We start from the raw sequence: 20,763 nt of genomic DNA, 5'->3' as shown, positions 1-20,763 counted from the left end.
AAGGGTCTTTCAAGACACTTTTTGTCCTGAAAGACCCTTTCATGACACAAGAAGAGCGCGGCCGAACCTTACGGAGCGATCGGGCCGGCCTTCCCGTAGAGATCGTTCCCGGCCCAGTTCACGATGTCCTGGGTGGGACGTGACGGTGGCGCCGGGACGAAGTTCGCGGCGTCGTCGACACTTCCGCTGCCGTCGTATTTGGCCTGCAGCGGGTACGGGAACACCGGCCGGGTGCGGGTGACCTTGCCGTCGGCGTCGCGGCCGGTGGCGAGGGTCCGGTCGGGCGCGGTGCCGCGTTCGACCCAGGAGACCAGTTCCTTCAACGGGTCGTACTCGGTGAGCTTGTCGCCGGTCGCGCAGTGGTAGAGGCCGGGCACCATGAACAGCCGCGCCCAGTTCTGTGTCGCCGCGAGCCCGCCCGAAGCGCGCGCGAGCCGCTGGTAGTAGTCGATGCTGCCGGCCGCGGGGATCGCCTGGTCCGCCCAGCCGTGCCAGATCACGAGTTTTCCGCCGGAGCGGCGGAATTCACGCAGGTCCGTCGACATCGCGTTGGAGCGGACGCCTTCCGGGGTGAGCCGGTCGAATTCGCGGGAAGTGAAGGCGAACTTCTCGACCGACGAATGCGGCGTCCCGATCGGGTAGGCCATGTACTTCAGGTAGTTGTCGGCGAGCGAGTGCGCGAAGCCGACACCGCCGAATTCCGGTGCCGGGATGGTCCAGCCGTACCAGGACAGTTCGGAGCCGACGGTCTGGCCGCCGGGGTAGAGCTTGCGGCCGCGTTCGTCGGTCGGCGGCGCGTAGATCTTCTTGGTGGCGGCGACCTGTGCCGCGGTGAGGCAGCCGGCGTTGTCGGTGCCGGGCGGGCAGGCGATCGTGGCCGGGTCGAAGCGGCACGAGCGCGGGTCGTCGATGGCGCCGTCGGTGAGACCGTCGGAACGGTCGCAGGACGACACCGCCGCGGCGTGCAGTGCCGGGAGTTTGTCGGCGGTCAGGATCGGTTTGCCGTCGGCGCCGGTGTTCACCTTGGCGAGCCAGGTCTGGTAGACGCCGAGCAGCGGGCCCCAGTCTCCGGCGGGGGCGCCGGCGATGATGCCGTCGAAGTCGTCCGGGTAGCGCTGTGCCAGCAGGAGTGCCTCGCGGCCGCCGTCGGAGCAGCCGCTGAAATACGACTTCTTCGGTGGGGCGCCGTAGAACGCGGTGATGAGCCGCTTCGAAGCGCGTGACACCACGTGCGGCGCGCGGAAGGCGAAGTCGTCGCGGGCGGCCTGGTCGTTCTCCGCCCACTTCCCGTCGTCAAAGATCTGCGGGGTCTTGCCGACGTGGCCGTCGTCGGTGGCCGCGACCGCGACGTCGCCACCGTGCGGCAGCCCGCAGTCGGCGAACGGCGGAGTGTTGACGCCTCCGCAGAAGCCGCCGCAGCCGAACTGCAGGTAGCGGCCCGCGTAGGTCTTCGTCGGCAGCCTGAGCTGGAACTGCACCGCCGGCTCGACGTAGCCGCGGACGTCGCAGTTCTCCGGTTCGGTGGCCGTCGCGGGCACCACGGTCGCGGTCTTGACGTGCGTGACCGCACCCGGAAGATCGTAGGTCCGCACCAGATCCGCGCAGGTGCGCACCGGACGGAACGTCGTTTCGCCGGCGGTGACCGCCGGCGCCGTGAGTATCGAGCCTGCCGTGATGAGCGCTGCCACGCCGAGCATGGACAACCGCCGCATTTCCCCACCCCAGATTCCCGGATCGGCTTGAAGTTGATCCATCCACCCTGGCCCGGCCCCCAGGTGTTGTCCACCGTGTTTCGACCATGGTCGCCCGCACATCCGTGTTGTCCAGTTCGGGTCAGGTTTGTCCGGGTGTCTTGACATCGATGTCACACGCGAGTTCTTCTCTCTTGGCGCCACCGGTCCCCGCCTGCGCGGCGCCCAGCATGCCCCCAGCGAGAAAGCATTGGTGCAACGATGCCCCGAAGCGTCAGACCACTGGTCTGCAGCCTCCTGAGCGCCACGGTCCTGGCGTCGGGACTGGTCGCCGTCACGGCGTCCGGTACCGCCGCGGCCGAGGACGCTCCCCCGGATTTCCACTCTTCGTTCGAGTCGGGCGAACCGCAGCCGACGTGGAGCGACACGGTCGACATCGCCCCTTCGGGCAAGCCGAAGACGTTCGGCGTCGACGGCGCGAACGCCACCACCATCCCCGGTGACATCCGCGGCCGGGTGACCGAGACGTCGGCCAACAGCGAGAACACCCCGAACGAGGGGGCCTCGAACCTGGTGGACGGGTCGACCGACACCAAGTGGCTGGCCTGGACGCCGACCGGCTGGGCGCAGGTCGCGCTGTCCGAGCCGACGTCGATCACCCGGTACGCGCTGTCCTCGGCGAACGACTTCGACAACCGCGACCCGCAGGACTGGGCGTTGCAGGGCTCCGCGGACGGTCAGTCCTGGACGGAGCTGGACAAGCAGACCGGGCAGAAGTTCTCCGGCCGCTTCCAGTCGAAGGAATACCGCCTCCCGGCCGCGAGCCCGGCGTACAAGTTCTTCCGGCTGAACGTCACGAAGAACAACGGTGGCGACATCATGCAGCTCTCGGAGCTGCTGCTGGCCAACGAGGACCCCGCTCCGCCGGCGCTGCCGAACATGCGCAGCTTCACCGACAGCGGCCCGACCAGTGGCTACACCAACAAGAACCGGGTCGGGTTCACCGGTACGCGGGCGTTCCGCTACTCCGGCAGCCACAAGGCGCAAGGGCACGGCTGGTCGTACAACAAGATCTTCGACGTCGACATCCCGGTCGCGGCGGCCTCGGAGCTGTCCTACAAGGTGCAGCCGGAGTTCATCCGCGGTGACCTGAAGTACCCGAGCACGAACGTCGCGGTGGACCTGGCGTTCACCGACGGCACGTACCTGAGCCAGCTCGGCGCCGTCGACCAGTACGGTTTCGGGCTCTCGCCGCAGGGCCAGGGCGCGAGCAAGGTGCTCTACACCAACCAGTGGAACCTGGTGCGCTCGCAGATCGGCGTCGTCGCGAAGGGCAAGACGATCGACCGGATCCTGGTCGGTTACGACAACGCAGACGGCCCGGGTTCGCTGCAGGGCTGGCTGGACGACATCAAGGTCTCGGCCACGCCGACGCCGCCGGCGAGCCTGCGCCCGAGCGACAACGTGCTGACCACGCGCGGCTCGCTGTCCAACGGGTCGTTCTCGCGCGGCAACAACATGCCGGCGACGGCGGTGCCGCACGGGTTCAACTTCTGGATCCCGACCACCGACGCGGGCACGTTGAGCTGGATGTACTCCTACCACTCGCGCAACAACGAGCAGAACCTCCCGGCGCTGCAGGCGTTCTCCGCGAGCCACGCGCCCAGCCCGTGGATGGCGGACCGGCAGACCTTCCAGTTCCTGCCTTCGGCGGCGACCGGGGTGCCGAACCCCGACCGTGAAGCGCGGAAGCTGCCCTTCAAGCACTCCAACGAAACGGCGCGGGCGCACTACTACGGTGTCGACTTCGAGAACGGCATCAAGACCGAGGTCGCCCCGACCGATCACGCGGCGCTGTACCGGTTCGAGTTCCCCGGTGCCGACTCCAACCTGATCTTCGACAACGTCAACAACAACGGCGGGCTCACCCTCGACCCCGCCGGCCGGGCCATCACCGGCTACAGCGACGTGAAGAGCGGTCTGTCCGCGGGTGCGTCCCGGATGTTCGTCTACGCCACCTTCGACAAGCCGGTGACGGCCGGTTCGAAGCTGTCGACCGGTTCCGGTGACCAGAAGCGGGACAACGTCCTCGGTTATCTCCGGTTCGACGCGGGCGCCGACAAGACGGTGAACATGCGGATCGCGACCTCGCTGATCAGCGTCGATCAGGCGAAGAAGAACCTGGAGCAGGAGCTGGCTCCGAACGCGACGGTCGAGTCGGTGGGCGAGACGGCGGCGAAGGCCTGGGACGAGAAACTCAAGGTCGTCGAGGTCGAGGGCGCGTCGAAGGACCAGCTGACCACGCTGTACTCCAACCTGTACCGCCTCTTCCTGTACCCGAACTCGGGCTTCGAGAACGTCGGCACCCGGGAGAAGCCGGTGCAGAAGTACGCGAGCCCGGTGTCGCCGAAGACCGGCCAGGACACCCCGACGCAGACCGGGGCGAAACTGGTCGACGGCGAGTTCTACGTCAACAACGGGTTCTGGGACACCTATCGCACGGTGTGGTCGGCGTATTCGCTGCTCAGCCCGGATACGACCGGGAAGCTGGTCGACGGTTTCGTGCAGCAGTACCGCGACGGCGGCTGGATCTCACGCTGGTCCTCGCCCGGGTACGCGGATCTGATGACCGGCACGAGTTCGGACGCCGCCTTCGCGGACGCCTATCTCAAGGGAGTCAAGGGTTTCGACGTCCAGTCGGCGTACGACTCCGCGATCAAGAACGCCACGGTGACCCCGCCGAACGGGGCGGTCGGCCGCAAGGGCATCGACCAGGGCACGTTCCTCGGGTACGCGCCGAACACCGCGGACCACGGCTTCTCGTGGGCGATCGAGGGCTATGTCAACGACAACGCCATCGCGAACATGTCGAAGAAGCTCTACGACGAGGCTCCGGCGAACGACCGCCGCAAGCAGGAGTACCTGGACAACTACGGGTACTTCACCGAGCGGGCCCAGCAGTACGTGAACGTGTTCGACCCGAGTGTCGGCTTCTTCCAGGGCCGTGACGCGGCGGGCAAGTTCACCCGGAGCAAGGCGGACTTCGATCCCGAGGTCTGGGGTATCGACTACACCGAGACCAACGCGTACGGGATGCGGTTCTCCGTTCCGCAGGACGGCCAGGGCCTGGCGAACCTGTTCGGCGGCAAGGCGGGGCTGGCGTCCAAATTGGACGAATTCTTCGCCACCCCCGAGACGGGGCTGAAGTACGGCAGTTACGGCGGCGTCATCCACGAGATGACCGAGGCCCGTGACGTCCGGATGGGCATGTACGCGCACTCCAACCAGGCGGCGCACCACACGCTCTACATGTACGACTACGCCGGTCAGCCGTCGAAGACGCAGGCGAAGGTCCGCGAGGCACTGTCCAGGCTGTACGTCGGCAGCGAGCTGGGCCAGGGCTACGGCGGCGACGAGGACAACGGCGAGCAGTCGGCGTGGTGGCTGTTCGGCATGCTGGGCTTCTACCCCCTGCAGGTCGGCAGCTCGGACTACGCGATCGGCTCGCCGCTGTTCACCAAGGCGACCGTGAACCTTCCCGGCGGCAAGAAGATCGTGGTCAACGCGCCCAAGAACAGCGCGAAGAACGTCTACGTGCAGGGCCTGAAGGTGAACGGCAAGGCGCAGACCTCGACGTCGCTCGCGCACGCGTCGATCACAGGAGGCGGGACCCTGGACTTCGACATGGGCCCGAACCCGTCGGCGTGGGGCACCGGCCCGGACGACGCGCCGAAGTCGATCACCAAGGGCGACGCGGTGCCGACGCCGGTGCACGACCTGACCGCTCCGGTCCAGGGCGGGAACGCCGCGTTCTTCGACAACACGTCGCAGACCGAGGCGAAGGTGAAGGCCCCGATCCAGTACCAGGTGCCGTCGACGAAGGAAGCGGGTTCGTTCTACACGCTGACTTCGGGCAAGGGTGCCGGTGATGCGAAGAGCTGGGTGCTGAAGGGTTCCTACGACGGGAAGACGTGGGCGGTCGCGGATCAGCGGACCGAGCAGGCGTTCCCGTGGCGGCAGCAGACCAGGGCGTTCAAGATCGCGAACCCGGCGCATTACGCCCACTACCGGCTCGAGGTCACCGCGACCACGGGCGGGGAGGCGTCGCTGGCGGAGTTCGAGGTGCTGGGCAAGCCCGACGCGGCGTGCACGCAGACCGTCACCGGCGAGCGCAAGGGCCCGCTGACCGTGCAGAACGGCGTGACCTGCCTGGACGGCGCGACGGTGTCCGGTCCGGTGTCGGTGGCACCGGGCGCGAGCCTGATCGTCCGCGGCGGAACGATCTCCGGGCCGCTGACGGCTACGGGTGCGGCGCAGGTCGTGCTCGACCGCACGAAGGTGAACGGCCCGGTGGCGATCACCGGGGCGACCGGACCGGTCTCGATCGAACTGACCGAGATCGGCGGTCCGGTGGCGTTGACGGGCAACAAGGGACCGGTGCTGACCTCGAGCACGATCGGCGGACCCTTGGCGTGCGCGGCCAACTCCCCGGCGCCGACGGACTACGACCTGCAGAACACCGTCCGCGGCCCGGCCGCCGGGCAGTGCGCGAAGTTGTAGCCGTCCGGTAAGCGCGTGAGGGCCACCCGCAGGAACTCTGAGTCCCTGCGGGTGGCCCTCACGCATTCGTCGTTGCTCAGGCGGGTGCTCCGCGGACCGCCAGCGTCCTCACGTCCATGTACAGGCAGCCGGCCGTCGTAGGCTGCGGTGAGCAGGCCTTGTCCGGGTAGAACGACAGCTGGTTGGACTGCACGGTCAGCCGGACGAACTGGACGCCGGTCCCGCTGCCGGGTGCGAGCGGGAGCGCGTGGAGCTTGTCCAGGTCCGCCGGCTTGAAGTCGCCGGAACCGGCCTTCACCCAGGTCGTGCCATCGACCGATGTCTCGACCGTGACGTCCTTGGCCGCGGCGGGCGGGTCGTCGCCGCAGTTGTTCGACGGATCGATTTCGATGGCGCTCACGTTCACGGGTTTGGCCAGCTTGACCGTGACGAACCGGGACTGGACGGTCCCGTCGGGGTTGAGTGTCTTGTCGGTCGACCAGCCACCGCCGCCCAGCAGCGAGGACTTCAGCAGGTCGCCCGGGCCGCACCCGTACAGGGTGAAGTCCTCGCCGTTGAAGGCGGCGACACCGGCACCGGCGCTGCTGGAGGCCCAGTTGAGGCGCAGCGCCCAGTTCACCGTGGTGGTACCGGAGCGCACCGAGACCGCGCGGATCTCGCCGTCCGCGCCGCCGCCGGTGGCGTAGACCTTCGGATAGGTGCCGGGGGGCACGCCGGGAATGGCGTAGCCGCCGTTGGCGTCGGTCACCGCGGAAAGCGAGCCACCGAAGCCGGAATCGTGTCCGCCGAAGCGGACCGCGACACCGGCGATCGGGGCGTTGCTGTCGCGGTTGGTGACCTTCCCGGTGACGGTCCCGGTCGGGGTGCCCGCGGGCGGCGGCGTGGAGAAGTCTTCCGCCGGCACGGTGTCTGCGCCGGTGATCGAGCCCGCGAAGTAGCCCATACCGCGGGCGGCGAAGGCCTTCCACAGTTTGGCGTGCGCGCGGCCGCCGTTGATCACCGTGTCGGCCTGCAGGATCGAGTTCCGCATGTCCAGGAACGACGGCGACGCGGGCGAGAGTTCCATCCCCCGGGTGACCAGCGCCCGGGTCAGCTGCACACCGAGTGCCGAGCGGACGTCCCACAGCGTGCTCGCCCAGATCTCACCGTCGGCGTGGACCTCGGGGAAGCCGATGATCCGGCCGAGATCCCCGTAGGTGTAGCCGCCGGGGCCCGCTCCGGGGGTGCCGGGACACTGCGGCGCGCCTGCCCCGACCGGGCAGTCCAGCGGCTGGGTGCGCGCGAGAGGCTGGCCGTTGCTGACGTAATCGCCGGCGAGAACTTCACCAGGTGCCGGAGTGTCCTTGATCGCGTTCCTGCCGACGAGGTAGTCGAAGGCGTACCAGTCGCTCCAGGCCTCACCCATCGCGCCGGACTGCAGGGAGTTGAGGGTGGAGTTGCCCTGCGCGTCGACGACGAGCCGGTTGGACAGGCCGTGGCCGTACTCGTGGTGGATGATGCTGGCGTCGTCCGCGGAGTTCGCCGCGAGGAACGGGTCCGTGGGGTCCGCGGGTTGTGGAACAGGAACATCCCCATCGTCGGCGGCCGGCCGTCGGGCGGGGTCCCCATGAAGGCGTTGTTGTAGAAGCCCGGTTCCTTCGCGCCGAGCAGGGTGTGGACCTGGACGGCGTCGCCGTCGACCTTCTCGAAGTTCCCCGCCGCGCGGGTGAACCCGATCGGGAACGAGGCGAGGTGGTCGTGGAAGCTCCCGACGTAGGCCAGTGCCTGCACCGCGTTCTGCTCGCGGTTCTTCGCCCATGAGCCCGGTGTCTTCGGGTCCCAGGAGCACGGCCTGCTCTCCGAGCACGGCGGGCCGACGACGGCGGTGAAATCGGTGAACTTGTAGCGGTAGGTCCCGTCCTTGCCGGGCAGGACCTCTTCGGACGGCTGTACCTTCAGGTCGCCGTTGATGTCGGCGGCGACGTGCGCGACGTTGCCGTCCAGCGTTTTCGCGTCGGCGGGCAGCCAGCCGCGCTGGGTCAGGTTCACCGGTTTCTGCGGGCCGGGACTGGCCTCCCAGGCGAGCCCCTTCGCGCCGTCCGCGTCGTTGGCGTGGCTGACCAGGTTCTTGCGGTAGAGCAACGCACCGGTCTGCGCGTCGGTCACCTGCTGGAACATCTTGTCGATGCCGGGCTTGGCCAGCGTGTGCCAGGCGAGACGCACACCGTCGGCGGTGAGGAAGGCGACCTGCTTCGAATCCGGGCCGGGGGCGGCGAGCGTGGCCGCGCCCAGTGAGGCCGGCAGCCCGCGCACCGGCGAACCGTCCAGCTGGATCAGCCGGCCGTCCTTGGCCACGTGGGCCTTCAAACCGTTGCCGAACAAGGGAACCCCACCGACGGCCTGGGTGAACGACAGGTGGTGGACGCCTTCGACGTCGACGTAGTCCTTGCGCAGGTTCAGTTTCGCGGTGTCGTCGGCGCCGAGGCCGACCAGTCCTTCGTGCTGGCGTAGGTAGTTCAGCACGATTTCGCGCGGCGATCGCGGGCTCGGGCCGGTGAGGAACCCGTCGGTGCGCGCGAGGACCCTGGGTGTGCCGGTCAGCTCGTCGAAGTCGAGCAGGGCCTGGTTCCCGAGTTCCGCGCGGGCCTGCGCGACGGAGCCGGCCCGGGAGGCCGACCGTGTGGCCTGTGCGCCGAGGACACGCGGGCTGGTTCTCGCGGTGTCGCGGACATCGACGTCCTTATCGGATCTGTCCGGTGTGGCCTGTACGGCGCCCGGCGCCGGTGCCGCACCGGCTTCGGGCACTGTGACCAGTGCGAATATCGTCATTGCGGTCGCGGCGCATAGTGAGGCACGCGAACGCGACGTAGGTGACGTCACGGAGACCCCTCTCTCAATGGTGACGCAGACGTTCCCTTCGTACCGATACAGTCACGGTCGACGTCAGCGCCGATCAGGTACGACCATCCCGGTCAGCGGTACCCCGGCGCGCGATCGTCCACTGTGGACGGGCGGGATTCGTAGGGGGAAACCTTGTCGGATGGGGATTGGTTCGGAAGCGACGTGAGTCCCGGCGATTTCGCGATCACCGAGGCCTGATGGACCGGGTAGCCGAATTCGAAGAGTCGCGGTCCCTGATGTTCGGGCTCGCGTACCGCCTCCTGGGCTCCGCCGCCGAGGCCGAGGACGCCGTCCAGGACGCCTACCTGCGGTGGGCGGGAGCGGAGCGGGACATGATCGAGTCGCCGCGGGCGTGGCTGGCGAAGGTCGTCACCAATCTCTGCCTGAACCGGCTGACCTCGGCCAGGGCGCAGCGGGAGCGGTATGTCGGGCCGTGGCTGCCGGAACCGATGTTGACCTCCGAGGGTGCACTCGGGCCGCTGGAGACCGCGGAGCAGCGGGATTCGGTGTCGCTGGCGATGCTGGTGCTGCTGGAGCGCCTGACCCCGGTCGAGCGGGCGGTGTTCGTGCTGAAGGAGGCCTTCGCCTACAGCCACCGCGAGATCGCCGCGATCCTCGACGTCTCCGAGGTCAACTCGCGTCAGCTGCACAGCCGGGCCCGCCGGGACCTCGCCCGGCCCCAGGAACGCCAGGTCGCGGATCGCGCCGAGGTCCGGCGGCTGGTCGAGAGCTTCCTGTCCGCGGCTAGCGAAGGTGACCTGACCGGGCTTGAGCAGTTGCTCACCGCGGAGGTGACCGCGTGGTCCGACGGCGGTGGCAAGATCACCGCGGCCCGGCGGCCCGTGCACGGCGCGGCGAAGGTCGCGCGTCTGTACGCGGGAATGTTCGCCGGTGCGACGGGGGTGTCGATCGAGATCGGCGAGGTCAACGGCGCGCCCGCGGTGGTGGCGACGGCGGGCGGCGCGTTGTACGGGGTCCTCGGTTTCGAGGTCGTGGACGGCCGGATCAGTGGCCTGCGCGCGGTCGCGAATCCGGACAAGCTCGGGTTCTTGTCACGGCAGCTGTCACATTCCGGGTCGCTGTCCAGTCCTTAGGGTGAAAGCTCTTTGCTGAACGGAGGACTCCTGTGACGAAGCCGATTCTGGTGACCGGTGGTACCGGCGCCCTGGGTCGCGAGGTGGTACGGCTGCTGCTGGCCGAGGGCAGGCCGGTGCGGGTCATGAGCCGGCGGCCACGTCCCGCGGACGATCGCGCGGCCTACGAATGGGCACAGTGTGACCTGCGGACCGGCGCCGGTGCGGCCGACGCCGTCGACGGGGCCGAGGTGATCATCCACTGCGCGTCGACCCTGGGCCGCGGGGACGAGCAGGTGACGCGGAACCTGGTGGAGGCGGCTCGGCAGGCCGGGAATCCGCATCTGGTGTACATCTCGATCGTCGGCATCGACGTCATCCGGTTCTTCTACTACAACGAGAAGCTGGCCTCGGAGAAGGTGGTGGAGGAATCCGGTCTGCCGTGGACGGTGCTGCGCGCGACCCAGTTCCACGACCTCGTCGCGCAGGCGTCGTCGGCGCAGCGGCGGCTGCCGGTGACGTTCATGCCCGCCGGTTTCCGGTTCCAGCCGGTCAGCACGGCCGACGTCGCGGCCCGGCTGGTCGCGCTGGCGTCCGGTGAGCCGGCGGGGCGGGCGCCGGATCTGGGTGGCCCCGAAGTGCGGACAGCGCGGGACCTGGCGGAGGCCTACCAGCGTTCGACCGGGCGGCGGACGCCCGTGGTGCCGCTGTGGCTGCCGGGGAAGGCGTTCCGGGCTTTTCGGGCGGGCGGGAACCTGACGCCCGAAAACGCGACCGGTGTGGGCACCTTCGAGGAGTTCCTGGCGCAACGCTCGTGAGCGTTTAGTCCTCTGGTCGCGGTCGGCTACGCCGCGCCGTGCTCACACTCTGGAGTTACGGTGGCCTGGTGACGATCACCGGGTTCTTCTCCTCCTTCGAAACGGGTGATCCGCAGCCGCTGGATCCGGCCCTGCGCGTCGGCACCGGACCGCGGTCCTCACCGACGGCGAAGACGGGCGTCGGGTTCACCGGCGCCCGTGCCCTCCACTTCGAAGACACCGTGCGCGCGACGCTGTTCGAAGTGGACGTCGAGGTCACCGGGCACACCGAACTGTCCTATGTGGTCTTCCCCGAAGCGGACACCGGCCCGAGCTACCGCAGCACGTTCGTGGTGCTGGAGGTCGAGTTCGCCGACGGGACGTCCGCCGGGTTCAGCGCCGCCGGACAGGGCCTGGACAAGACGCTGTACGTCGATCAGTGGAATCTCGTGCGCCGCCGTCTCGGGGAGTTCGCCGGACGGCGGATCGCCCGGATCGTCCTGGTCAGCGAACCGCCGCCCGGCGAAGACGTCGTGTCCGGCTGGGTCGACGACGTCCGTGTCGCCGAACGCGCCGTCGAGGAGAAAGAGCCGGTCGACCACGTCCGCACGACCCGCGGTACGCATTCCAGCGACAAGTTCTCACGCGGCAACAACTTTCCCGCCACGGCCGTGCCGCACGGCTTCAACTTCTGGACGCCGGTGACCGACGCGGGCGTCACCAACTGGCTCTACGGTTACCACCATCACAACGACGCCGAGAACCGCCCGGCGCTGCAGGCGTTCGCGTTGTCGCACCAGCCGAGCCCGTGGATGGGCGACCGGCACACCTTCCAGGTGATGCCGGGGATCGGCGCGGTCGAGCCGGACCGCGGACGCCGCGCGCTCGCGTTCTCCCATGACGACGAGACCGACCTGCCGCATCACTACGGTGTCCGGTTCGCCAACGGCATCACCACCGACATCGCACCGTCGGATCACGCGGCGCTGGTCCGGTTCACCTTCCCGGGTGAGCGGGGCTGGCTGCTGTTCGACAACGCCCGCAACCGCGGCGGCCTGCGTATCAATGCGGCAAAAGGCGTGGTCACCGGCCATACGTGGGTGCGCAGCAGGCTGTCGGCCGGAGCGCGGCGGATGTTCGTCCACGCCGAGTTCGACGTGCCTGCCGAGCGGGGCGGCCGGATCCGGCGTCCGCTGTGGCGCACGGTCACCGGGTTCCTGGAGTTCGGGGCCGGTGAGGTGACGATGCGGATCGCGACGTCGCTGATCAGTCTCGCCCAGGCGAAGCGGAACCTGGACCTGGAGATCCCGGCCGGGACGACGTTCGAGCAGGTGCGGGACAAGGCCCGCGAGGAGTGGGCGCGGGTGCTGGGCCGCGTCGAGATCGAGGGCGCGACCGAGGACCAGCGCACGACGTTCTACTCCAGCCTCTACCGCCTGTTCCTGTATCCGAACTCCGCGCACGAGGACACCCCCACCGGCGTCCGCCACGCGAGCCCGGTCGTCCGCCGGTTCTGGCCCAGCACCCGCACCAGGACCGGCGCGAAGGTGGTGGACGGCGAGATGTACGTGAACAACGGTTTCTGGGACACCTACCGCACCACCTGGCCCGCGTACGCGCTGCTCACGCCCGGCCGGTGCGGGCGGATGATCGACGGTTTCGTCCAGCAGTACCGCGAGGGCGGCTGGATCTCGCGGTGGTCCTCCCCCGGCTACGCCAACCTCATGACCGGCACCAGTTCCGACGTCGCGTTCGCCGACGCGTATCTCAAGGGCGTACGCGGCTTCGACGTCGAAGCCGCCTACGAGGCGGCGCTGAAGAACGCGACGGTGACGCCGCGCGGGCAGAACGTCGGCCGCAAGGGCCTGCACGAGTCGATCTTCCTCGGCTTCACGCCGACGTCGGTCCACGAAGGCCTGTCGTGGGCGCTGGAGGGCTGCATCAACGACTTCGGCCTGGCGAACCTCGCCGAAGCGCTCGGCCGGCCCGACGACGCCGCGTACTTCCGGCAGCGCTCGCAGCAGTACGCGAACCATTTCGACCACCGGATCGGGTTCTTCCAGGGCCGCAACCGTGACGGCAGCCGGCACTTCGCCGCCGAGGGCTACGACCCCGAGGCGTGGGGTGGCGACTTCACCGAGACCAACTCCTGGAACACGGTCTTCTCCGTCCCCCACGACGGCGCCGGTCTCGCCGCCCTGCACGGCGGCACCGAAGCATTGGAGTCCACATTGGACACCTTCTTCGCGACCCCGGAGACCGGGCGCAAGCCGGGTTCGTACGGCGGGCTGATCCACGAGATGACCGAGGCACGCGACGTCCGGTTGGGCCAGTACGGGCATTCCAACCAGCCGTCCCATCACATTCCCTACATCTACGGCTACGCGGGCGCGCCGTCGAAGACGCAGCGGATCGTGCGGGAGGTCCTGCGGCGGCTCTACGTCGGCAGTGACCTCGGCCAGGGTTATCCGGGCGACGAGGACAACGGCGAGATGTCCGCCTGGTACGTCTTCAGCGCGCTCGGGTTCTACCCGCTCGCCATGGGCAGTCCCGAATACGCGATCGGCTCACCGCTGTTCACGAAGGCGACGGTCCACCTGGAGAACGGCAAGGACCTGGTCGTCCACGCACCCGGCAACTCGGCGAACGCGGTCTACGTCCAGGGCCTGACGATCGACGGACGCCCGCACGAGAGCAGCACCCTCCCGCACGCGCTGCTGGCCGACGGCGCGGTGCTGGAGTTCACGATGGGTGAGCGGCCCTCGGAGTGGGGACGGTCCCCCGCCGAACCCGCCGACCCGCGGCCTCTCACGGACATCGCGGTGGGCGCCGGCGCCCTGTTCGACGACACCACCAAGACCGAGGTCACCTTCCCCAGCGCCACGCCGACCATCGAGTTCCCCGTCGAAGACACGCCTCGTGACGTGGTGATGTACACGCTGACCTCGGGAAGCCGCCGCGGCGATCCGCGGTCGTGGGTGCTGGAAGGCGCCGACGACGACGAAAGCTGGGTGACGCTCGACGAGCGCGACGACGAGACGTTCCGATGGCGCCGTCAGACCCGGCCGTTCGCCCTCGCCGAGCCGGCCAGGCACGCCCGATACCGTCTTCGCATCATCTCGTCCACCGCCCGGCGGGTCACCCTCGCCCAAGGAGAGCTGCTCGCCCGATGATCACCCGCATCACCCAGGCCGCGACCGACCGGCTGGTCGCCTCGGACCCCGGCCTGGTCCGGCTCCGGCTCGCGTTTTCCGCCGTGCTCAGCATCGTCGTCGCGGTGCTCGCCATCCTGCCGCTGCACCAGCCGCTCACGGTCACCCTGGTCGCCGCGATCGCGGCGATGACGTCCGCGTTCACCGTCAACGACGCCACCCCGGGGAAGCAGGCGGTGACGCTGGTCCTGGCGCTGTTCCTCGGTGGCGCGTCGCTCACCGCGGCGAGTGCCGGTTCGGCGGTGCCGCCGCTGGACAGTGTCGTGTTCGTGCTGCTGATCTTCGTCGCGGTCTACGCCCAGCGGTTCGGTTCGCGGGGGATCGCGCTGGGGTCGCTGGCGTTCTTCCTGTTCTTCTTCGCGATGTTCCTGCAGACGCATCTGCGGCAGGTGCCGGTCCTGTTGCTGGCGCTGGTCATCGGGATCGCGGCCAACGCCGTCGTCCGGTTCGTCCTGATGCGCAAGCGCACGGACGCGGAGTTCCTGCGGGTGCGGCGGGCGTTCCGGGCCCGGCTCGCGGCGGTGGTCCGGGCGTCGGAGGACTACCTCGCGGTCGGGGGCAGCGAGCGCACCCGCAAACGGCTCCGGACGGCGAACTCCCGCCTGCACGAATGTGTCCTGCTCATCGAGGACGCCGCGCCGGAGGTGATCGGCGAGGAGTCGGTCGGCAGGCTCCGCCGTCGCGCGATCGAGGTCGAACTGGCGGTGCAGTGGCTGGCGATCACCGTGCAGCGCACCTGCGCGGAAGACCTCGGCGAGGACGTCCGGGACGATCTGATCGCGCGGCTGCGCCGGTTCCGTTCGCTGATCGAACGCGATCCGCGTGAACTGCCGCTGATCAGCGAGACCGACGAGTTCAGCAAGATGCTGGTGGAAGGCAGCCGCATCGACGAGCACGCCGCGCCCGGCGACGGGGTCCGCCGGGCGATCGCCGAACTCGCGCTGGCCGATGTGCGGGCGCAGCGGGTCGCGGAGCACGACGTCACCGACGAGCCCGAGGATCCCGACGAGGAGGACGAGAAGTCGGCGGCCTTCGCTTACGACAACCAGACTCGCAGCGCGATCCAGGCCGTGGTCGGTGGCGGTCTCGCGGTCCTCGGCGGGGAACTGGTGTCGAGCCAGCGGTGGTACTGGGCGGTGCTGACGGTGTTCGTGGTGTTCATCGGCTCGTCGACGGCGGGCGCGACGTTCGTGAAGGGCGCCCGGCGGCTCGGCGGGACGCTGATCGGCATCGTCGGCGGGCTGGTGCTGACGTTGCTCGTGGCCGGCAGTGTCCCGGCGACGCTGGCGCTGATCCTGGTGTGCGTGTTCGGCATGGTCTACATGGCGCGGGTGTCGCAGGTGGTGATGGCGTTCTTCGTCACCAGCATGCTGGGCCTGCTCTACAGCCTGCTCGGGACGTTCAGCCTCGAGGTGCTGTGGATCCGGGTCGCGGAGACCGCGGTGGGCGCGGCGGCCGGGGTGCTGGCGGCGGTGGTGATCGTGCCGGTGCGCACCCGCGCGGTCATGCTGGACGACGTCTCGACGCTGCTGGACGAACTGGACGAGTTCGTGGAGAAGACCGCGGCTCTGCTGACCGGGGCCGAGAACGTCAACGTCATCGAGAAGTCACGGGATCTGGACCGGGCGGTGGACAAGGTCCGCACCACCATCGAGCCGCTCACGCACCCGGTGAACCTCAGCAGCCGCCGCGACTACGGCTGGCATGTGCTGACCACGGTGGAGACCATCGCCTTCCGCGCCCGGCATGTCGCGGCGCGGTCGCAGCCTGGTCTGCTGGTGAACGAGACGGACCGGTTGCTGCTGTTCACCGGCCGGATCCGCGAGAACATCGGGGTCCTGCGCGAGGCGACCGGCGATCCCGGCGGTTCCGGGCACGGCGGTCTGGTCCGGGACGACGGGACCCCGGTGGCGGACCGGATCGACGATCCGCAGGCCCGTTCGGTGCTCACCAGCCTCGGCCACCTCGACGAGACCGTGATCGCGCTCGGCCGGGCGTTCGGGGTGGAGGCGGGCGACCCCCTGCCTTCCGGGAAAGGGTGACGGCCTTCTTCGCCGTGAATCGAAGAAGGCCGCCACCTCAGGGATCAGTTCTTCGGTTTGGGACAGGGTTTCCAGGAGAAGTGGTACGTGGTCATGATGGCGCCGTCGGTGGAGTCCATGGTGACGAAACTGGTGGTCTTCTTCGGATCGGAAGTGCCGACCGCGGCCCGCAATTCCGTGTTGATGTTGAAGTTCCGGTCCTCACCGCAGGGCTTGTAGACAATGGCGCCGACCTCGATCTCGTCGGTGAACTGCCAGTTGTCCTCGAACGGGCCCTTCAGGTTGTGGTTCACGTAGGACGTCGGCGAATTGCCCTGGAAGTAATAGTTGGCTCGTTCCAGCCCGGTGGCCCCCGCGGCCAGCGAGGCGAAACCGCGGTAATCCGCGCTCGCGATACCGTAGGTGAATCCCTGCGGCACGTGAACGTAGAGGTTGAGCTGACAGTTCTTGCGCAGATCGGTCGGTTTCGCACCGATGCCGACCTGAGCCGTGTATTCACTGTAGGTCACCGTGAAAGCGGTGTTGTCCGGCGACACGGAAATAGCGGATGTGCCCGGTCTGCATCCTGTTCCGTTAACGGTCACGACGTCGATGACGATTTTATCGGCGGGCAACGGTGGTGGCACCCAGCCATTCGGACTGACCACCGAGGAGAAAAGCGTTACGGCAGCAACCAGCGCATTGAGCATGGGATCCTTCCCAAAACTTCCACACGGCGGGGAACTGGGCGAATTCGATATTAGCGAGACGATCTCTCCCCTGCCGCCCGCCAATCGGACGAAAACGGGTTTCGGTCACCGATGAATGCGGTGACACTGATAAAAGGGTTCATCGAGAACGCTCGTCGCCGCCGGACAGGGCGACGACGAGCAGCAGCGCCCTCGGACCGGACGAGGAAGGCCCGGCCAGGCACGTGAACAGGCGCGACGGCCTTCTTCCGAGCTGGGAAGCAGGCCGTCACCCTGGAGATGTCAGGAGGCCGGGCAGGTCTTCCACGAGAAGTGATAGGTGGTCTTGAAGGAACCGTCGGTCGAATCCATCGTGATGAAACTGGTGGTCTTCTTCGGGTCCGACGTACCGGCCCCGACCCTCAGTTCCGTGTTCACGTTGAGGTTCCGGTCCTCGCCGCAGGGCTTGTAGATGATGACGCCACCCTCGGCCTCGTCGCGGAATTGCCAGTTGTCCACGAGCGGACCGTTGACCGAGTGGCTCACCTGCGCGGTCGGAGAATTACCCTGGAAGTAGTAATTCGCCCGCTGCAGCGCCTTGGAACCCGATTCGAGTGAGGCGAACCCGCGGTAGTCGGCGCTGGCGATGCCATAGGTGAACCCCTGCGGAACATGGATGTTGAGGTTCAGCTGGCAGTTCTTCCGGAAGTCGGTGGGCTTCGCGCCGACGCCGATCTGGGCGGTGTATTCACTGTAGGTCACCGTGAAGGCGCTATTGTCCTTCGCGACGGCGACCGCCGACGAACCCGGCGGGCAGCCGGAACCATTGACGGTGATCACGTCGATGGTGACCCGGTCGGGCGGCGGTCCCGGCGGCGGCGACCAGCTATTCGGTGTTATTATCGAAGAGAACAGCGATACGGCGGCAACGACTGCGGTGAGCATGGGGTCCTTCCCAAAACTTCCACACGGGGGCGGGGAACTGGGCGGACTCATGTTAGCGAAACGATCTTCACCGTGCCGCCCGCCAAGTGGCCGCAACCGTCCCGGCAATCGGTTCATTAAATTGTTCCGGACTCTGTAACCGTTTTCCGAAGCCGAAGAAAACACCACCGGCTCGGAAAACACCACTCACTTCGCACGATATGAAAAAGGCTTTCGCGGATTCGGTGTTGACGATTCCGCGAAGACAACGGTCTGACTGTGGTGAGCCTCGCAGTCTCAGCACCGTGGCGCCGTGCGGAGGCGTGCCTGACGTGATCAGGCACCGCACTCGGGTGATCAGGGACGGCATCGATCAAGAAAACAGTGACTGGGCGCACCCGGACGGCGACTCGGGACAGGACTAGCATCGCGGTACAAAGTCGATGTCGCCTCAAGCTGGAGAACCGCAATGACCCAAGCCCCTGTCAACGTCACCGTCACCGGTGCGGCCGGCCAGATCGGCTACGCGCTGCTCTTCCGCATCGCTTCCGGTCAGCTGCTCGGCCCGGACACTCCGGTGAAACTGCGGCTCCTGGAGATCCCGCAGGCGGTCAAGGCGGCTGAGGGCACCGCGATGGAACTCGAAGACGGCGCGTTCTCGCTGCTCGCGGGCATCGACATCTTCGACGACCCGAAGCAGGCCTTCGAGGGCTCGAACGTCGCCCTGCTGGTCGGCGCCCGTCCCCGTGCCAAGGGCATGGAGCGCGGCGACCTGCTCGAGGCCAACGGTGGCATCTTCAAGCCGCAGGGCGAGGCCATCAACGCCGGCGCGGCCGAGGACATCAAGGTCCTCGTGGTCGGCAACCCGGCCAACACCAACGCCCTCATCGCGCAGGCCCACGCGCCGGACGTCCCGGCCGACCGCTTCACCGCGATGACCCGCCTCGACCACAACCGCGCCCTCGCGCAGCTGTCGAAGAAGCTGGGCGTACCGGTGACCGAGCTGAAGAAGGTCGCGATCTGGGGTAACCACTCCGCGACCCAGTACCCCTCGATCGCGCACGCCGAGGTGTCCGGCAAGCCCGCCACCGAGGTCCTCACCGACCAGCAGTGGCTGGCCGACGACTTCATCCCGACCGTCGCCAAGCGCGGCGCGGCGATCATCGAAGCCCGTGGCCTCTCCTCCGCCGCCTCGGCCGCCTCCGCGGCGATCGACCACGTCCACACCTGGGTCAACGGCACCCCCGAGGGTGACTGGACCTCCGCTGCGGTCGTGTCCGACGGCTCCTACGGTGTCCCGGCCGGCCTGATCTCGTCGTTCCCGGTCACCGCCGCGAACGGTGAGTACAAGATCGTCCAGGGCCTGGAGATCGACGACTTCTCGCGTGCCCGTATCGACGCTTCGGTCAACGAGCTGGCCGAAGAGCGCGACGCGGTGAAGAAGCTCGGCCTCATCTGAGCCTGAGACCTTTCACGAGAGGCGGCCGCATCCCGGTGGGATGTGGCCGCCTTTTCGTTCGTCAGCTCGCCCGCCGCTCGCCGCCGATGATCGTGTCGAGGTTCGCCCGCGTCGCTTCCAGCTCACCGATCGCCTCGTCGATCCGGGCACGCTGCCGAAGCAGGCCATCGACCAGCTCCGGGCAGTCCGGCGTCAACCGGCCGCCCTCGTCGACGATGCACGGCAGCACCTCGAGGATCTGCGCGGTGTTCAGCCCGGCCGCGAGCAGGATCCTGATCCGCCGCACCACCGCCACATCCGCGTCGGAGTAGGCGCGATACCCGCTCGGCCGCCGCTCCGGAGTCAGCAGGCCCTGCTCCTCGTAGTACCGCAGCGCGCGCTCACTGATCCCCGTCCGCCGCGCCAGTTCCCCGATCCGCATCGCACTCCAGGCTTGACTCTGACGTCAATGTGAAGGTTTAGCTTAGCCGCCATGACCTCAGTGACCGTCCTCGGACTCGGCCCGATGGGACACGCCCTGGCCGCCGCGTTCGCCGCCGCCGACCTGCCCACCACCGTCTGGAATCGCACCCCGGGAAGGGAAAGCGGCCTCGATGCCGCCGTCGCCGGCAGCCCCGCAGAAGCCATCGCGGCGAGCCCGCTCGTCATCGTGTGCGTACGGGATCACCCGGCGGCCCGATCGATCCTCGACACCGACACCCTCAAAGGCCGCACCCTGGTGAACTTCAGCGGCGGCTCACCACAGCAGGCCCGCGCCATGGCCGGCTGGGCCGCCGAACACGGCATCGACTACCTCGACGGCGTCATCGTCGCCACCCCCGAAGCCATCGGCGGCCCGGAAGCGGCCCTCTTCTACAGCGGCCCGAGCGACGCCTACGACATCCACCGGCCGGCGCTCGCAGCGCTCGGCGAGAACGCCCACTACCTCGGCGAGGACCCCGGCCGCGCCGCCGCGTTCGACGCGGCACTGCAGGACATGCTCTGGACGTCGATGAGCGGCGTCGCGCACATGTTCGCCCTCGCCGGAGCGGAGAACATCGACGCCACCGACATCGCCGGGCACGCGAAGGCGATGCTCGGGTTCTTCCCCGACATGATCGACCTGCTCGCCGGACAGATCACCGCGGGCCACTTCCCCGGCGACGTCGGCACGCTCGACGCCACGGCAGGCGTCATGGACAACATCCTGAGCGCCGTCCGGGCGAACGGCCTCGACAACGGCGTACTCAGCTCCGCCCGCACCGAAGTCCAGCGAGCCATCGACGCCGGACACGGAGCAGAAGGCTTCGCACGGCTCGCCACGCTCACGAACGGAACTGCCGCGCCTTGATCCCGTACTGGCCCATCTTCCGGTAGAGCGTCGCCCGGCCCATCCCGAGCTTCTCCGCCGCGCCGACCACCGTCGCCCCCGGCTCGGCCAGGCACCGCACGATCTCGTCGCGCTCCATCGCCTGCAA

13 protein-coding genes and 1 pseudogene are annotated in these 20,763 nt (G+C 68.3%); 7 read left to right on the top strand and 7 right to left on the bottom strand.

The window, feature by feature from the left end; all coding sequences use genetic code 11:
- Positions 1-68 precede the first annotated feature (68 nt).
- Positions 69-1,712, bottom strand: a complete 1,644-nt coding sequence (locus tag ACLJRL_RS18735; protein ID WP_410657491.1) for a tannase/feruloyl esterase family alpha/beta hydrolase — start codon at positions 1,710-1,712, stop codon at positions 69-71.
- 240 nt (positions 1,713-1,952) lie between these two features.
- Here ACLJRL_RS18735 and ACLJRL_RS18730 point away from each other — a divergent pair, with 240 nt between their 5' ends.
- The gene (locus tag ACLJRL_RS18730; protein ID WP_410657490.1) at positions 1,953-6,251 is read left to right on the top strand and encodes a GH92 family glycosyl hydrolase; all 4,299 of its coding nucleotides are present in this window, start codon (positions 1,953-1,955) and stop codon (positions 6,249-6,251) included.
- 76 nt (positions 6,252-6,327) lie between these two features.
- Here the strand turns inward: ACLJRL_RS18730 and ACLJRL_RS18725 are convergent, their stop codons facing one another.
- A complete protein-coding gene (locus tag ACLJRL_RS18725; RefSeq protein ID WP_410657932.1) occupies positions 6,328-7,722 on the bottom strand; it encodes a M36 family metallopeptidase in 1,395 nt (464 codons plus the stop codon).
- Positions 7,723-7,853: 131 nt separating this feature from the next.
- A pseudogene (locus ACLJRL_RS18720) lies at positions 7,854-9,059 on the bottom strand (hypothetical protein); the annotation flags it as partial.
- A 269-nt stretch (positions 9,060-9,328) separates the two neighbouring features.
- On the opposite strand from ACLJRL_RS18720, the gene ACLJRL_RS18715 reads away from it, so the two are divergent.
- The 4 genes from ACLJRL_RS18715 to ACLJRL_RS18700 all read left to right on the top strand — a co-directional run bounded on the left by ACLJRL_RS18715 (position 9,329) and on the right by ACLJRL_RS18700 (position 16,255).
- Positions 9,329-10,225: an RNA polymerase sigma-70 factor gene (locus ACLJRL_RS18715; RefSeq protein WP_410657489.1), complete on the top strand. Its 897-nt coding sequence runs from the start codon at positions 9,329-9,331 to the stop codon at positions 10,223-10,225.
- Between the two features lie 32 nt (positions 10,226-10,257).
- A complete protein-coding gene (locus tag ACLJRL_RS18710; RefSeq protein WP_410657488.1) occupies positions 10,258-11,022 on the top strand; it encodes an SDR family oxidoreductase in 765 nt (254 codons plus the stop codon).
- A 68-nt stretch (positions 11,023-11,090) separates the two neighbouring features.
- The gene (locus ACLJRL_RS18705) at positions 11,091-14,174 is read left to right on the top strand and encodes a GH92 family glycosyl hydrolase (protein WP_410657487.1); all 3,084 of its coding nucleotides are present in this window, start codon (positions 11,091-11,093) and stop codon (positions 14,172-14,174) included.
- Positions 14,171-16,255, top strand: a complete 2,085-nt coding sequence (locus ACLJRL_RS18700) for an FUSC family protein (RefSeq protein WP_410657486.1) — start codon at positions 14,171-14,173, stop codon at positions 16,253-16,255. Before ACLJRL_RS18705 ends, ACLJRL_RS18700 begins: the two co-directional genes overlap by 4 nt.
- A gap of 44 nt (positions 16,256-16,299) precedes the next feature.
- On the opposite strand, the gene ACLJRL_RS18695 is transcribed toward ACLJRL_RS18700, so the two are convergent.
- On the bottom strand, positions 16,300-16,944 hold the full coding sequence (locus ACLJRL_RS18695) for a DUF4360 domain-containing protein (protein WP_410657485.1): 645 nt from the start codon (positions 16,942-16,944) through the stop codon (positions 16,300-16,302).
- A 282-nt stretch (positions 16,945-17,226) separates the two neighbouring features.
- Positions 17,227-17,868 carry a DUF4360 domain-containing protein gene (locus tag ACLJRL_RS18690; RefSeq protein ID WP_410657484.1) on the bottom strand — a complete coding sequence of 214 codons (642 nt, stop codon included), beginning with the start codon at positions 17,866-17,868 and terminating at the stop codon, positions 17,227-17,229.
- A gap of 448 nt (positions 17,869-18,316) precedes the next feature.
- Between ACLJRL_RS18690 and ACLJRL_RS18685 the strand changes: the two genes are divergently transcribed.
- Positions 18,317-19,306 (top strand): malate dehydrogenase, encoded by a 990-nt coding sequence (locus tag ACLJRL_RS18685; protein WP_410657483.1) that lies wholly within the window; start codon positions 18,317-18,319, stop codon positions 19,304-19,306.
- Positions 19,307-19,367: 61 nt separating this feature from the next.
- On the opposite strand, the gene ACLJRL_RS18680 is transcribed toward ACLJRL_RS18685, so the two are convergent.
- Entirely contained in the window at positions 19,368-19,727 is a 360-nt protein-coding gene (locus ACLJRL_RS18680) for a MerR family transcriptional regulator (RefSeq protein ID WP_410657482.1), read from the bottom strand.
- Between the two features lie 51 nt (positions 19,728-19,778).
- On the opposite strand from ACLJRL_RS18680, the gene ACLJRL_RS18675 reads away from it, so the two are divergent.
- Complete coding sequence (locus tag ACLJRL_RS18675) at positions 19,779-20,636, top strand: NAD(P)-dependent oxidoreductase (protein ID WP_410657481.1); 858 nt, start codon at positions 19,779-19,781, stop codon at positions 20,634-20,636.
- On the opposite strand, the gene ACLJRL_RS18670 is transcribed toward ACLJRL_RS18675, so the two are convergent.
- Positions 20,611-20,754: a helix-turn-helix domain-containing protein gene (locus ACLJRL_RS18670; RefSeq protein ID WP_410657480.1), complete on the bottom strand. Its 144-nt coding sequence runs from the start codon at positions 20,752-20,754 to the stop codon at positions 20,611-20,613. The two genes, ACLJRL_RS18675 and ACLJRL_RS18670, sit on opposite strands and share 26 nt — an antisense overlap.
- Positions 20,755-20,763 lie beyond the last annotated feature (9 nt).

Source organism: Amycolatopsis sp. lyj-112 (genome assembly GCF_046549055.1).
Lineage (GTDB): Bacteria > Actinomycetota > Actinomycetes > Mycobacteriales > Pseudonocardiaceae > Amycolatopsis.
The sequence above is the reverse complement of the archived record's forward strand: the minus strand, read 5'-3'. Positions and strand labels throughout refer to the sequence as shown.